Annotated in this window: 15 protein-coding genes; 4 read left to right on the top strand and 11 right to left on the bottom strand. The window is 35.0% G+C overall.

Annotation, left to right across the window (positions count from 1 at the left end; all coding sequences use genetic code 11):
- Positions 1-192: 192 nt before the first annotated feature.
- Positions 193-366: a 30S ribosomal protein S21 gene (gene rpsU, locus AC2CGN_RS09605; protein WP_004227078.1), complete on the bottom strand. Its 174-nt coding sequence runs from the start codon at positions 364-366 to the stop codon at positions 193-195.
- A 220-nt stretch (positions 367-586) separates the two neighbouring features.
- Here rpsU and AC2CGN_RS09600 point away from each other — a divergent pair, with 220 nt between their 5' ends.
- A complete protein-coding gene (locus AC2CGN_RS09600) occupies positions 587-1,924 on the top strand; it encodes a TrkH family potassium uptake protein (protein ID WP_286927353.1) in 1,338 nt (445 codons plus the stop codon).
- Positions 1,925-1,949: 25 nt separating this feature from the next.
- Positions 1,950-2,606, top strand: coding sequence for a potassium channel family protein (locus AC2CGN_RS09595; protein ID WP_286927356.1), 657 nt, complete (start codon positions 1,950-1,952; stop codon positions 2,604-2,606).
- 57 nt (positions 2,607-2,663) lie between these two features.
- On the opposite strand, the gene AC2CGN_RS09590 is transcribed toward AC2CGN_RS09595, so the two are convergent.
- The 8 genes from AC2CGN_RS09590 to mtaB form a co-directional block, all read right to left on the bottom strand.
- Positions 2,664-3,233, bottom strand: a complete 570-nt coding sequence (locus AC2CGN_RS09590) for a manganese catalase family protein (RefSeq protein WP_286927358.1) — start codon at positions 3,231-3,233, stop codon at positions 2,664-2,666.
- Positions 3,234-3,259: 26 nt separating this feature from the next.
- Positions 3,260-3,523: a spore coat protein CotJB gene (locus tag AC2CGN_RS09585; RefSeq protein ID WP_283868756.1), complete on the bottom strand. Its 264-nt coding sequence runs from the start codon at positions 3,521-3,523 to the stop codon at positions 3,260-3,262.
- On the bottom strand, positions 3,516-3,743 hold the full coding sequence (locus AC2CGN_RS09580) for a spore coat associated protein CotJA (RefSeq protein WP_283868757.1): 228 nt from the start codon (positions 3,741-3,743) through the stop codon (positions 3,516-3,518). Before AC2CGN_RS09580 ends, AC2CGN_RS09585 begins: the two co-directional genes overlap by 8 nt.
- Positions 3,744-3,918: 175 nt before the next feature.
- A complete protein-coding gene (locus AC2CGN_RS09575) occupies positions 3,919-5,103 on the bottom strand; it encodes an MFS transporter (RefSeq protein WP_429985701.1) in 1,185 nt (394 codons plus the stop codon).
- A 90-nt stretch (positions 5,104-5,193) separates the two neighbouring features.
- Complete coding sequence (locus tag AC2CGN_RS09570) at positions 5,194-5,742, bottom strand: MarR family winged helix-turn-helix transcriptional regulator (RefSeq protein WP_484513560.1); 549 nt, start codon at positions 5,740-5,742, stop codon at positions 5,194-5,196.
- Positions 5,743-6,041: 299 nt separating this feature from the next.
- Positions 6,042-7,547, bottom strand: a complete 1,506-nt coding sequence (gene speD / locus AC2CGN_RS09565; RefSeq protein WP_484513558.1) for an adenosylmethionine decarboxylase — start codon at positions 7,545-7,547, stop codon at positions 6,042-6,044.
- A gap of 368 nt (positions 7,548-7,915) precedes the next feature.
- Positions 7,916-8,587 carry a deoxyribose-phosphate aldolase gene (gene deoC / locus AC2CGN_RS09560; RefSeq protein WP_286927363.1) on the bottom strand — a complete coding sequence of 224 codons (672 nt, stop codon included), beginning with the start codon at positions 8,585-8,587 and terminating at the stop codon, positions 7,916-7,918.
- A gap of 1,100 nt (positions 8,588-9,687) precedes the next feature.
- Positions 9,688-11,037 (bottom strand): tRNA (N(6)-L-threonylcarbamoyladenosine(37)-C(2))-methylthiotransferase MtaB, encoded by a 1,350-nt coding sequence (mtaB, locus tag AC2CGN_RS09555; protein WP_484513556.1) that lies wholly within the window; start codon positions 11,035-11,037, stop codon positions 9,688-9,690.
- 301 nt (positions 11,038-11,338) lie between these two features.
- On the opposite strand from mtaB, the gene AC2CGN_RS09550 reads away from it, so the two are divergent.
- Positions 11,339-11,881: a hypothetical protein gene (locus AC2CGN_RS09550; RefSeq protein WP_484513554.1), complete on the top strand. Its 543-nt coding sequence runs from the start codon at positions 11,339-11,341 to the stop codon at positions 11,879-11,881.
- Between the two features lie 533 nt (positions 11,882-12,414).
- Here the strand turns inward: AC2CGN_RS09550 and AC2CGN_RS09545 are convergent.
- Both AC2CGN_RS09545 and AC2CGN_RS09540 read right to left on the bottom strand, forming a co-directional pair.
- The gene (locus AC2CGN_RS09545) at positions 12,415-13,350 is read right to left on the bottom strand and encodes a hypothetical protein (RefSeq protein WP_484513552.1); all 936 of its coding nucleotides are present in this window, start codon (positions 13,348-13,350) and stop codon (positions 12,415-12,417) included.
- Between the two features lie 81 nt (positions 13,351-13,431).
- A complete protein-coding gene (locus tag AC2CGN_RS09540) occupies positions 13,432-13,986 on the bottom strand; it encodes a hypothetical protein (RefSeq protein ID WP_484513550.1) in 555 nt (184 codons plus the stop codon).
- Between the two features lie 276 nt (positions 13,987-14,262).
- Between AC2CGN_RS09540 and AC2CGN_RS09535 the strand changes: the two genes are divergently transcribed.
- On the top strand, positions 14,263-14,637 hold the full coding sequence (locus tag AC2CGN_RS09535; RefSeq protein WP_484513548.1) for a VOC family protein: 375 nt from the start codon (positions 14,263-14,265) through the stop codon (positions 14,635-14,637).
- Positions 14,638-14,672: the final 35 nt, after the last annotated feature.

The following is a 14,672-nucleotide window of genomic DNA, read 5'->3' as shown; positions in this document are numbered from 1 at the left end:
CATCATTATATGTGTAAAAAGCCGAATAAATCTGAAAGATTACATTCGGCCTTTTATATGTACGCAAATTTGAGCACAATGTAAAATACCTGAAATTAATCAAAAAAGATTAACTTCAGGTATATTTTTGTCTGCTCAGTGAATCATACAATTGCGTGTTATGAACGTAGGGATTTTTAATGGGAAATTAAATTACCACTTACGTTTACGTGCAGCTTCTGATTTCTTTTTACGTTTTACGCTAGGTTTTTCGTAGAACTCGCGCTTTCTAACTTCTTGAATTGTACCACTTTTTGATACAGTACGTTTGAAGCGGCGAAGAGCATCTTCAAGCGATTCGTTTTTGCGAACGACAGTTTTTGACATCTCTCTTTCCCTCCCTCCGAACACACGTCAATACACAAATAGGCAAATAACCAACAGTTGTGTACTAAAGAATTATACCGTATTGTCTAATAATGGTCAATAGAAAGTGTACGAATAATTTAGGCGAATTTTTGGTTCAATTCCCTTAAGAATTTTACAGTTATTTTTGGACAACATTATAAATAGATAAATACCATACAGTTGAGGAGAACATTATGAAATGAAATTCCTTAAAAATAAATTAAATCCTCCAAAAATTCTCGTGATTGGCTTTGCCATTATTATTTTGTTTGGATCTTTTTTGTTGACACTACCCATAGCAACGAAAGATGGCATAGGACTGGCGCTGATTGACGCTTTATTTACAGCCACATCCGCTACCTGTGTAACAGGATTGATAGTTGTAGATACCGGTGACACCTTTTCACTGTTCGGTCAATTAGTTATTTTATTTCTAATTCAAATTGGCGGACTGGGCTTTATGACCTTTGCCACTTTATTATTTTTGCTAGTGGGAAAAAAAATATCTTTAAAAGAAAGGCTTTTATTAAAAGAGGCTTTTAATAATCTAACAATGGCTGGGCTAGTAAAATTCGTGAGGAGAATTCTGCTATTTACAGCATGTATTGAAATAATAGGTGGTATTATTTTATCCATTCGCTTTTCATTTGATATGCCAGTAGGTAAAGCTGTTTACTTTGGTTTTTTTCATGCCATATCAAATTTCAATAACGCTGGCTTTGATATTATGGGAGACTTTCAGAGCTTAACAGGCTATGTAGATGACCCTTTCGTTGTATTAACAATATGTGCTCTTATTACAATTGGAGGTTTAGGGTTTATAGTGCTGAACGAACTGTTTGAATACCGAAATACCAAACGCCTTTCTGTTCATTCAAAAATTGTATTATCAACAACATTTATTTTAACAATAGGTTCAACAATTCTTATTTTTTTATTTGAATACGGAAATAGTAAAACCCTTGGACCATTGTCAGATTGGGGGAAAATTCTAGGTTCAATCTATCAGGCTGTGACGCCCAGAACTGCTGGCTCAAATACTCTCCCTATCGGTGATTTAACGCACTCAACGCTCTTTTTAATGATTTGGCTCATGTTTATTGGAGGAGGCTCTGGTTCCACTGCTGGAGGAATCAAAATCACAACGTTCGCGGTTTTAACGGCTACGATGTGGTCTCAATTAAAAGGGAAAACAGATGTTGTGTTATTCAGTCGCAGAATGGTGCATGAAACAATTCTAAAAGCTTTAACGGTCACCATGTGTGGCATGCTTATTGTTGTGTCTGTGACTATTATTTTGAGCATCATCGAACATCGGCATCCATTTATGATGTATTTTTTTGAGGCTACTTCTGCATTTGGCACAACTGGACTTTCGATGGGGCTTACGCCTGAGCTATCCGTTGGAGGGCGTATACTGATCATATTGACAATGTTTGCAGGTAGATTAGGTCCATTAACGATTGCTTTTGCCATTACTAGACGTCGCCAACAGGAGTCTTACCACCATCCTAAGGGAAATATTATGATTGGATAGCAATAATAAAGGAGCATCGCGTAAAATGACTATCAAACAATATGCTGTTATTGGTCTAGGCAGATTTGGGGTAAGCGTAGCCCGCCGATTAAACGAAGCTGGACACGAAGTCTTAGGGATCGATATTAACGAGGAACGAGTTGAAGATGCAGAGTCCTATGTAACACATGCTGTCATTGCGGATACAACCGAAGTAAAGGCGCTTACCTCAATAGGAATCACAAATTTTGATTGTGTGATTGTCGCAATAGGTATTGATATGCAGTCTAGCATTCTAACCGTCTCTTTATTAAAGGAGCTTGGAATAAAAAAGATAATAGCAAAAGCACTTGGTAAAAGACACGGTCAAGTATTAGATAAGGTTGGGGCAGATTGGATTATTTATCCTGAGAGAGATATGGGTGAACGAGTAGCCAATCAACTCCTCTCCCCAAATATGCTGAATTATATTGAGCTATCAAAAGAGTACAGTATTGAGGAAATGATGATTCCATCGAAAATGGCAGGGCAAAATCTTCGAGATTTAGATATCCGTGCCAAATATAATGTCAGTGTCATCGCCATTGTTCGAGATGGCAATATAACCATTTCACCCTCACCTGAGCAAATAATTGAAGATAAAGACATCCTAGTAATGATTGGTCATCGAAAGGATCTAACTTTATTTTCAAATATAGAATAATGAGCAATAGGCTGTGACAAAAGGAACCTATCTTTTGAAACAGCCACTAAGTATTTATTAAAAGACTTTTTTTCGATCCTTATCGTCCTTAAGAATTTCTACAGCTTCTCTAAAGCGTTGAGAATGAACAATTTCCCGTTCCCGTAAAAATTTCAGACTATCATTTAAATCCGTGTCATCCGATAAATCAATAATCCACTGGTATGTGGCACGAGCTTTTTCTTCAGCCGCAATATCCTCATAAAGGTCAGCAATTGGGTCGCCTTTCGCCTGGATATAGGTTGCCGTAAACGGTGCCCCAGCGGCATTCTGATAAAATAGGGCTTTGTCATGATTCACATAATGGTCGCCTAATCCAGCTTCCTTTAGCATCTCTGGTGTCGCATCTTTTGTTAGCTTGTAAATCATCGTGGCAATCATTTCTAAATGTGAAAATTCCTCTGTCGCTATATCCGTTAATAACCCTACCACTTTATCTGGAATTGTGTAGCGCTGGTTCATATAACGAAGGGCAGCTGCTAATTCACCATCTGCACCTCCATACTGCTCAATTAAAAATTTTGCCAGCATGGGGTTACATGTACTCACTCTGACAGGATATTGGAGTTTCTTTTCATAATACCACAAAAATAAATTCCTCCTAATCACTCATGTTAGACTTGCCATGGCCACGGTGTATCAATCCAATTAAACGGATAATTAGAATAGCTTCTTCCAAAATTCATAAGGGGACCAAACTTCTTTTCAAAATCTCTTTTTAGCTTCATACTGATTTCAGTTTTTTCATTAAATTGTTGAATGGCATCATAATCATGAGGATGGGTATCTAAATAAAGATTTAACTCCACAATGACAAAATCAATGGCTTGAATTTCTTCAAGTAATGTATAAAATTCGGGCGGCATCTCTTTATTCATTTTTTACCCCTCCTTTTTCAGGATTTGGATAGGGACTGAATAATTGCGGCCATAATGTTCCAGCCATAAGAGCTTCTCTTGGCGATTGAAATTGAGGTAATCCAGGTGGTTGAAATCCCATATACAATTGTGGGGGTGTGGCAAAGCTTTTCACTCTAATAGGCGGACATGGATCAAATGGGCTAATATAAGGCTTCCAATACTTATATTGCGTAAACATTGCTTCCTCCCTTCTGTATTCAATTACATCAGTGGAGTATATGAGGTAGAAAAAATTTTTATTCTGAATAAAAGTCGAAGGGAAATTAGTCGTTCAATGCAAATGGGCAAGAAAACTCCTCATTGGACAAACGGACTTATTAATCCATGTAGCCAAAGTGGAGCTAACGTACATGCTATTTTCTTTCGATTCTAATCATCATAGCAGAAATTAATCCAATGCAAAGTGTTGTAGCAAGAAGGATAAATGCAAATGTAAAGCTACCAGTTTTCATAAAATAAACAGATATCATAGGCGCAATACTTGTTCCAGCAAATAAAATGACAGTATACATAGATACTGCAATCCCTCCCATGTTCCAACCTAATTGACCCACAAGAGACACTAATGAAGGTACCGCAAGTGCAATTCCACTAACAAATAGAATACTAATTAAGGATAAACCAACGATGTTAGAGATAAAGCCCATCATTAATAAGGAGATAATAGAAAGAGTCAATGCTCCTTTTAGTACTGACAGGACATTCAAACGCTTTGATAATTTCCCCGCAATAGGGGACAGGATCATTCCAAATACACCAATAGATCGAATATAAATCAACTTTTGACTACTCATTCCAAAAGATTTACTTGTAAGGTACTCCCCCAAAATAATATACATACTTACAAAGGACAATAATAGAACGAAAGCAATCAAATAACTAAATATCAAATTTCCATTGGTAAAAATAATACCTATCCTTTTCATTGGCTCCCATATATTCTTTGCTTTATTAACAGCTCCACCTTTTGGTAATAACCAAAACACTAGCAAGGCAGTAGCAAGATAAACTAATGACAGAACATAAAAAGTGACATGCCAAGAAGTATGTTCACTCACATACCCACTAAATACCTGACCCACAATACCGGCTAAGAGAAAACCTGTGCTTATAAAACCTACTGCTCCCACTTTTTTATCGTTTGGAAATACTTCAAGCGTATAAGCAAGTGCCACTGGTGAAAATGTAGCCGCTGCAAGTCCCTGTAATCCTCTTAGTAATAAAATGACAGAATAATCATTAGTCAAACCTAATAGCAACGTTATACAGCTTAATGAAAAAAGACCCGTAACAATTACATTTTTTCGTCCATATTTTTCTGATATTGCTCCATAGAAAAAGCATCCTATAGCAAATCCAAGTGAAAAAACACTTGAACTGAGGCCTGCCTTAGACAACGAAATATCAAAATATTCACTGAATAGACTGAGAAGCGGTATTGTCAAATACAAACTAGACATAACTACCATCCCTGTCCAAGATAAAATAAAGGTCATCAGAGAATAATTTGCTTGGTTTTCTATACTTGCTTTATTCATAAAATAAATCCCCTTTTTAATTTGAATAGCTTATAGTTAGACAATCTAATTATATGTTTAAAAATTAAACTGTATCAACCTAGCTACAGTTTAACGTTCCACCTTTAGTTTTCTCTGCATAGATTTTAATAGTTTATTCACCAACTTTTCAAATACCTTTCGTTCTTCGGGCTCCAAATCGACCATACTAGAAGCACACGAAGACCAATAAGTTGGCAAAATGTTAGCCACGAAAGCACGGCCTTCATCTGTTAAACTCACATAAATTTTTCTGCGATCTTCTTTGCTATGATTGCGTATAACAAGATTTCTCTTTTCTAACCAATCAATCATTGAAGTTGCTGATGCCCTCGTAATCCCCAAACGTTCAGCTATTGCAGATGGAGTCGCTCTTCTCACATCATGCAGTGTCAACAATAATAGTAGATCTAATTTACTTTCCGTAATTCCAAAAGGAGCCAGTTCAATATCCATTGCATCTAAAACGTAGTCACTTAACCATAACAACATTAATCCTAATTTTGCTTGTTCTTGATCTAAATTACTTGAAGAAGATGCTTGAATCAGCTCAATATATGGATCTAAACCTAATACTGGCAAATCATCTTCATGCGTAAACATTTTTTTAGATTTTGTCATTTCATCACCTTTTAATTAGATTATCTAACTATTTAACATTCTAACTATAGTCAAAGATAAATGCAAGTAGTTTTCTTGAACCCCTATGCCAAATAAATGGAATGATTATTTAAAAAAGAAAGGGCTAGTTCATAACGAACAGCCCTGTAATCCTTGCTATAAAAATTTTTTTCATTAGGCTTAATTAATATTATTTATTCCCTTAACAAATGTTAGCACTTTTTAACAATGGAGCTATTTAAGGAGCTGTCAGAAACGCCCCCTGTTTCATTTTAAGGATGACTTCTAGGACAGCCCATCTATTTGCCCCGATACTGGTAGTACTGCGTGACATTTCCAGCATTAAATTGCTCAGTAATATATTGAACAGCCTCTTGTAGAGATAATTTACTGCTACAAGTAAAAACATCTATTGCCGCATATCCGTATTCTGGCCAAGTATGAATCGTTAAATGTGATTCTTGAATAATAACTACACCACTAACCCCATAAGGTGAAAAATGATGGAAATGTTCAGTCACAATCGTTGCTTTTGCTATTAGGGCGGCTTGACACATAATCTTTTTAATTTGTTGAATGTCATTCAGTAATGCACCGTCACACTCATGCAATTCTAATAAAATATGATGGCCTAATGCATGTTGGGATTGTTTTTTCTTTACTGTTCTCTTAATTTGTGAAAACTTTTTATTTTTGCAACTCGGACAACCACTGGATTGAAGCTGATTAATTGTAACATATTGATTGCCAGTACCAACTGTAAGTGCATGTTGACAATGCATACACTGATAAACAACAGATTTCGGCTCAATGTCACCTGTATAAATTGGTCTTGTAAATTTACGGTGATTAGGGATATTGGGATTCATTTGCTCTGTTGTTTGTAATACAAATAATTGACTTGTAGCCCCTAATATCTGCGCACCTTCATAGGTATTAATATCATATTGAATACTGTTAATCACAAAGCCCATGGCATGTAAGCCTTGCTGCAATTGCCACTGCTTCCGGTAACTACGTTTCGCGTAGGAAAAAAACACATGCCGCATTGCTTCTGGTTTTAGAGCATTAATTGCACGTGATAAAAAAAGCTGGGCGCCAATTAAAGTATATGGTGTATCTGTGTATACACAATCAAACTGATGGGCATATCGATTTGGCAAGGGCTCCTGAACATTATAATAATCTGTTCTAATCGGAAGCTCATAATCTTTAGCTATTTTGCTAATTATGCTCAAAACCCGCCTATCAATATCTAACACAACAATTTTAGTTGTAGAATGTGGAGCAATTTTCTTAAGTAAAAACGCTAGAGCAATACTGATGAAATCGTCATCACCTAAACACAAAATACGCTTATTGAATAGCATCGAATAATCTAATGCAAGCAATGCCCGTTTTAATGCTGTCTCAACTGTACATTTGGCTTGATCAATTGCCACATCAGCTGTAGGTCTAGCATCATAAATATAGCTTAATTCACTTGTATTTTGTGTAATCCATTCTATTCGAAATGCATCATCTGTCGTTAATTGAAGGTAGAGATCCGTATCGGCACCTGAAAGTTGAAAATATTGCGAAATGGCTAGCTGGCCCTTTTTCGTTAAGCTGTGTTTCCCCCAGCCCTTTTTAGCAAATTCATTTTTCATTGCTGAAACGATAGGTATCGGTAAGTCTGTCATATAAGCTAAAGATTTAGTTGTACAATTATTATGGAAATATAAAGCAAGCAAAGCTTTCTCTAATGTGTGATAGTGTTCTTCAAGCTGCATGTCAGCTGTAATTTGTTGTAATTGTTTTTGCATTGTAGATTCGTCCTCTCAATTTTAATAAGAAATAAAGATTAAAATTGTCTAAATCAACGAATAGAAAAACGCGACTAAAATTAGTCGCGTTAAATGTTTATACAAAGCTAACTAATTCTAATCTTGCTTTTTTTGCACAACAAATAACACCCAAGATGGGCGATTTATTCGACAAAATTAAGCTATTACGTTGATTCAGATTAGAATTCTACAATTAACAAAAAGTTCACCCTTTAATGAAATAGTACTTCTATTATAGAATAAGGAAAAAAAATTCTCAACCCTATTGGAAGGGCAAAATAAATGCAAGCAGGGCTAGTTTAAAGAACAGCCCCGTATCCCTGACTATATAAGGATTTTCATTAGTATTAATAATTAGAATCTGAAATTAAGCCATTCATAATTGCTACACCCGAGCTTGCTCCAATACGAGTAGCCCCTGCCTCAATCATCTTTTTCATATCCTCTAAGCTTCTTACACCACCAGAAGCTTTTACACCTAGCTCTGGACCTACTGTTTTACGCATTAAAGCAATATCCTCTGCTGTTGCGCCACCAGTAGAAAAACCTGTTGACGTTTTCACATAATCTGCACCTGCTGCTACTGATAATTCACATGCCTTCACTTTCTCTTCCTCTGTTAGTAAGCATGCTTCAATAATAACCTTCACAAGTGCACTACCCTTTGCCGCTTCCACCACTGCTGCAATATCAGCTTGTACTACATCATATTTTTTATCCTTTAACGCACCGATATTAATGACCATATCCACTTCTTTTGCACCATTCGCAATTGCATCTTTTACCTCAAATGCTTTGACCGCTGATGTACTAGCACCCAGCGGGAAACCAATAACTGTACATACTAAAACGTCAGATCCTTGTAATAATTCACTGCTGTACTTAACCCATGTCGGATTTACACATACTGAAGCAAAGCTAAATTGTTTTGCCTCAGCACAAAGTTTTTCAATTTGTTCTTGCGTAGCCTCAGCCTTTAATAAAGTATGATCAATCATACGTGCAAAATTTTGTCCCATTTTAAAACTCTCCTTCGCATTCCAAGTTGTACGTACCTCTTGGAATCATATCATTTTTTAACGATAACGTCTAATTTCTTTTATTTAATCAATGGTTAGACTTGCTTACATTCATTCTAAATAGAGATTCTTACTTTAACTCTGCTTCTTTTGATCAATTGGCTCTGCTTTATTCCATTTTTGATCAGCCTGTTCCGATTTTCGCTCTGCTTAATTCCTTTTTTGATCTGCCTGCTCTCATTTCCGCTCTGCTTAATTCCTTTTTTGATCAGTTTGCTCTCATTTTCGCTCTGCTTCATTTCTTTTTGATCAGCTTGCTCCCATTTCTGCTCTGCTTCATACTTTTTTGATCAGCTTGTTTCGATTTTCGCTACGCTTCATTTCTTTTTGATCAGCTTGCTCTCATTTCCGCTCTGCTTCATTCCCTTTTCGATCAGCTTGCTCTCATTTTTGCTCCGCTTCATTTCTTTTCGATCAGCTTGCTCTCATTTTTGCTCCGCTTCATTTCTTTTTGATCAGCTAGCTCCCATTTCCGCTCTGCTTTATACCTTTTTTGATCAGCTTGTTCCGATTTCTGCTCTGCTTCATACTTTTTTGATCAGCCTGCTCTCATCTCCGCTTTGCTTCATTCGCTTTTCGATCAACTTACTGTAATTCTCGCTCTGCTTTATACCTTTTTTGATCAGCTTGTTCCGATTTTCGCTCCGCTTCATTTCTTTTTGATCAGCTGTCTCCCATTTCCGCTCTGCTTCATTCCCTTTTCGATCAGCTTGCTCCGATTTCTGCTCTACTTCATACTTTTTTGATCAGCCTGCTCTCATTTCCGCTCTGCTTCATTCCCTTTTCGATCAGCTTGCTCCCATTTCCGCTCCGCTTCATTTCTTTTTGATCAGCTAGCTCCCATTTCCGCTCTGCTTCATACTTTTTTGATCAGCCTGCTCTCATTTTCGCTCTGCTTCATTCGCTTTTCGATCAGCTTACTGTAATTCTCGCTCTGCTTTATATCTTTTTTGATCAGCTTGTTCCGATTCTCGCTCTGTGCTTTTTCCCCTTCACAAAACAAAAAGGATTGCCCTATCAAAAAAAGGCAATCCTTTTATTTATTTAACTGCTTCTAACACACGCACAAATTGTCCTTTAGAATGAGGGTATCCTGCTTGTGTAATTTTCACCTTCACAAGCTGTCCAATTAGACTCTCAGGGCCTTCAAAGACTACTTTTAAGTAATTATCTGTATAACCTGTTAATAGTCCTTCTTCCTCACTACCATCATGAACAAACTCTTCTGGAATAACCTCCAAAACTTGATCTTCAAAGCGAGAGGCATATTCCTTCGCCAATTGGTCATTTAATGCAATTAAGCGGTGAACACGTTCGTTTTTAATTTCCTCATCAATTTGATCCTCCATACGTGCAGCTGGTGTTCCTGTACGAGGAGAGAATGGAAATACATGCAGCTCAGAAAATTTATGATCCCGGATAAAGTTATACGTTTCCATAAATTCTTCTTCCGTCTCACCTGGGAAACCTACAATGACGTCAGATGTAACAGCTAAGTCTGGCAATGCCTCATGTAATTTTGTTAAGCGCTCACCAAAGAATTCCATTGTATATTTACGACGCATGCGTTTTAAAACTGTGTCTGAGCCTGATTGGATTGGAATGTGTAAGTGATTAACAACAATATTTGACTCACGTAAAACTTCAATGACTTCGTCTGTTAATTGACTAGCCTCAATTGAAGAAATACGTAAGCGTTTTAAGCCTTTCACATTCGCTTCTACATCACGTAATAACTGCGCTAAGTTATAATCTTTTAAGTCTTGTCCATAGCCACCTGTATGAATGCCTGTTAGTACAATTTCAAGATAGCCTGCGTCCACTAATTGTTGTGCTTGGTGCAATACTTCCTTAGGATCTCGGGAACGCATTAACCCACGAGCCCATGGAATAATACAAAAAGTACAGAAGTTATTACAGCCCTCTTGAATTTTTAAAGAAGCACGTGTACGGTCTGTAAATGCAGGTACATCTAATTCCTCATAGACACGATTTTTCATAATGTTGCGTACAGCATTAATTGGTTGTCGTTCAGTACGATATTGATCGATATAGCCAAGTAACTTTGTACGATCCTGTGTTCCTACAACAATATCTACACCAGGAATCGCCATTATTTCTGCTGGAGACGTTTGAGCGTAGCAACCTGTAACACAAATGACAGCATCAGGATTTTGACGAATAGCTCGACGAATTACCTGACGTGATTTTTTATCTCCAGTATTTGTTACGGTACATGTATTTATGACATAAACGTCTGCTTGGTGATCAAATTCAGTACGCTCATAGCCTTGTTCCTTAAACAGCTGCCAAATAGCTTCTGTTTCATAATGGTTTACTTTACAACCTAGAGTATATAGAGATACGGTTTTCGGAAGCTCGTAGCTCATATTATATATCATCCTTTCAATATCACATTACACTGTGTTTCTAACTTTTTCATTTCTAATGTACTTAATTTAGATACGTGAACTATAATAACACAAACCTTTTGAAATCAATACTTTTAAGATTTTATTTATAAGACCATTTTTATTATGATCTTATAATCTTTATTGAACAGGGTACTTTTTAATAGCATGTCTGAGATGTTTTAATCACTACGCAGATAACTAATAAAGGTATCTATTTTTTATTATGTACTTTTAAACTTGTAAACATTTAGTATAAATGTAAAGGAGTGAAGTATAAATGGATGATAAAGTAAAAAAGGGTTGTGGGTTTGGCTGTCTTGGTCTTATTTTGATGTTTGTTTTGTTAATTATTGTTATGGTGAGTTGTCAAGACAAAAAAGAAAAAGAATTCACTTTTACAGTTGATGAATTTGAAAAGAAATTCAAGGGCAATATTAACAAATATAAGGGAAATTCGTTTATCGAATTGCAAGATAGAAAATTAGTTGATGGTAAATATCACATAAATACAATGGATGCAATTACAGTTGTTGTCGAAGTCAATAATACTGATAAAGTTACTGCTGTTTACGGTGTAGCCAAAACGAATGCTTTCTTAACATATAATGAAGAATTGCAAACAACATATAAAGCAATCATAGCAAGTGTGGACGATACTTTAGGGTTAGTGCAACAATTTTCTATAATGGAGAATTTAGGTATGACATGGGATAGCAAAATGTTAGATAAAAATAACGTATATACTTTTAATGACATAATGTATGGTTATCGTGGAAGTACTAAAGATGAAAGTGTAATACTTAAGGCTGAGCCTAAATAAAGTCACTCAAAATGAGTGGCTTTTTTCGTGAAAATAATTGACAAATTACAAGGTGAATAAATACACAAAGACCAGGCACTCATCTAATGTTAGTCCTGGTCATTTGTTTGAAGTTAGGTTTAAGTAAAGATATGAAAACTTTACATTGGATAAGATAACACAACAATCTATACAAAAACTGAACAATAATACTTATGTAGAAATTATTTTAGCAAATTGCGCAAGTTTAGCTGCCTTTATTTTTTCCACAGCTGCTTGTGCTGCCATGCCAGTAAATGTACCTTTTTTAACACGTTATTTTTTATTGAATTGTTTAATATAAGCTAACCATCCAAAAGTAAATTTAGATAAAAAAACTGCACCCCCAATTGTTAGTTGGTATGTCTAACAATTGGGGCGCAGTTCATGTTAATTGAGTACCTGGTTTTTATATATTTTTTATGGCTACAAAGAGTTATTCCCCAATTTATATTATATACTTGATTTATCATCTCAATGAAGCGAATCTATAAACGATTAGTTAATGCTAAGCATTATTTAACTAAAAAACGTTTTGATTTTTGAATTATTCTAGCTGGCAGTAGGACATTAATATCCTCTGTTGGTTTCCCTACTAATATAAACCTAATACTTTCAACATCTGTAATTTCATTAAGATCGACAGGTAAGATAACTTCAGAATTCTCTGGTACGATTATTTTATTTAGCTCCTCTGCTTTATAGTCAGCAATTAATTTCAAATGCGATTCTAGTTTATAATCACTCGAATTATTAATAGATAAAAAGTAGTTTTTTTTCTCAATAGAATTAACTTCAGTTGTTAGATTTAAATCTTCATATAATTTTAAAGTCAGCCTTCCCACTTCTTTTGAAATTCCTACTTTATCAACTTCTTTATAATTCAAATCAACTATCGAAGGTTTAACATCACTATTCAAAACCTCTAGAGAAAAATAATTATGTGATAATACTTCTTGTGTTTGCTTTATTTCTAACTCTTCTTCGATATCTTTATCAAGATACTTTTCGCCAAATAAATAAATAATATGCTCCCCCGCTGGTAATCCAGTTAAAGTTAAATCAATTTTTTTCTCCCCGTTTTTCGGAACATCAATTTCGTGATACCGAGCCTTTTTACCATTAATGTTAATAATTATAGGAGTGTTATCATTTTCTAAAAAGGAATAAATTATTATTTTTTCGTCTTTCTGAGTGCTGTGAGTAAGTAAATAAGATGCTTGTATTTCTCCCGTACTATCTGTTTTAAAAGCTAACTTATTTCTATCAATTACAAATTGTTTTTCAAAATCAAGCTCAACTCGCCTTCTCTCTACAATTTTCTCAATAGTTTCTTTTTTTGATGAATCTACTCTATCCTCATCTGTGTCTTTCATAAGTATTATTATTAACAACAACATGACAATTAGTATTGAACAAATATATATTATTGTCTTTATTTCCTTTCCCATTTCAAATCCCCTAGCATTGCAATTTTTTTATTTAATCACAAAACAACCACAAAGAATTACACTTTGCGGTTGAATAAAATTTTATTTTACTTCTTTTTTCTCAGTTGTTACCTTAGTATCATTTACTAATCCCAAATTAACATAATGAATACCTTCAGCAATCATTGTAGACCCAACTACCCCAGTTTTACCAGTAGTTTGAGAAACAACCATCCCTTTAGAAAAATAAGCAATTTCAGAGTCAGTATCTAATTCCACTAGTTTAGTTGACCCTTTATCTTGTCTGTATAATACCCCATGAACTGAATAACTAGCCGCAACTTCATCAAGTGTTGTGGCACTAGTTCCATCCCAATACAAACCATCTTTATTTAAATAAGTATGTCCTGCCCCTCCTACAATAGGCTTAGTATCCCTCGTATTAAAATCTTGATCATCAAAAAATGTTACTTGAGAGGGTGGTAAATTTTCTAAATCGGGGTTATTAGGATCAATTCTCCCAGGTACTGACAACAACCATTCTGGCGTATTTACTTCTGAATTACTTACATTTAGATTTTCTGCAAAACTATTAGTTGAAAAATAAGTTGTTACAGTGATTAATATTGTTGCAAGTAATATAACAATTTTTTTCATTTTTATCCTCTTTTCATATTTTATAATGAGCCATGGCAATTCACTTACCCTCGAGTTAACATAATAATACCACTAAAGGAAAAAAATTCAATATTTTTTTAATATATTAGTAGTTAATCCGCAATTGTAAAAAAAAGCCAAGTCTCAAATTAATTGAGTACCTGAGCTTTGCGTTACTAAATAAATTTGTCATAGGACATTTAAGCAAGTCTTTTTTATGTACTTGGTTTTTAACTCCATATAAACTATACATAATAATACAAAAGGAGAATATTGATGGAATTTCGATTAGAATTATTCGTTAAAGATTTACAAAAGTCTATTAGTTTTTATGAGGAAATAATAGGTATTAAATTTCATAATAAGACCGAAGTTAGTGCAATTATTAAAATTAAGAATTTTGCTTTATTATTAACATCTGATAACGTTCTTAATGAAAATCATTATTTTAAAAAAGGCGGTTTAAGACCTAAGGGAAAAGGTGTTGAAGTAGTGATACTACTAGATAATATCGAACAAACATATCAACGTGTTCTAGATAAACATTATCCAGTTGAATCAAGTCTTGTGTTACAATCATGGGGAATGAAAGATTTTCGCATTATTGACCCTGATGGCTATTATCTGAGATTAACTTCGTATAAAGATTAGGGAAGAGACCAAGACAGCAACTTTAAGCTTCTTGG

Source organism: Lysinibacillus sp. DFXJR4 (assembly GCF_057196045.1).
Note: the sequence above shows the minus strand (reverse complement) of the source record. Positions and strands in the feature narration are given on the sequence as shown.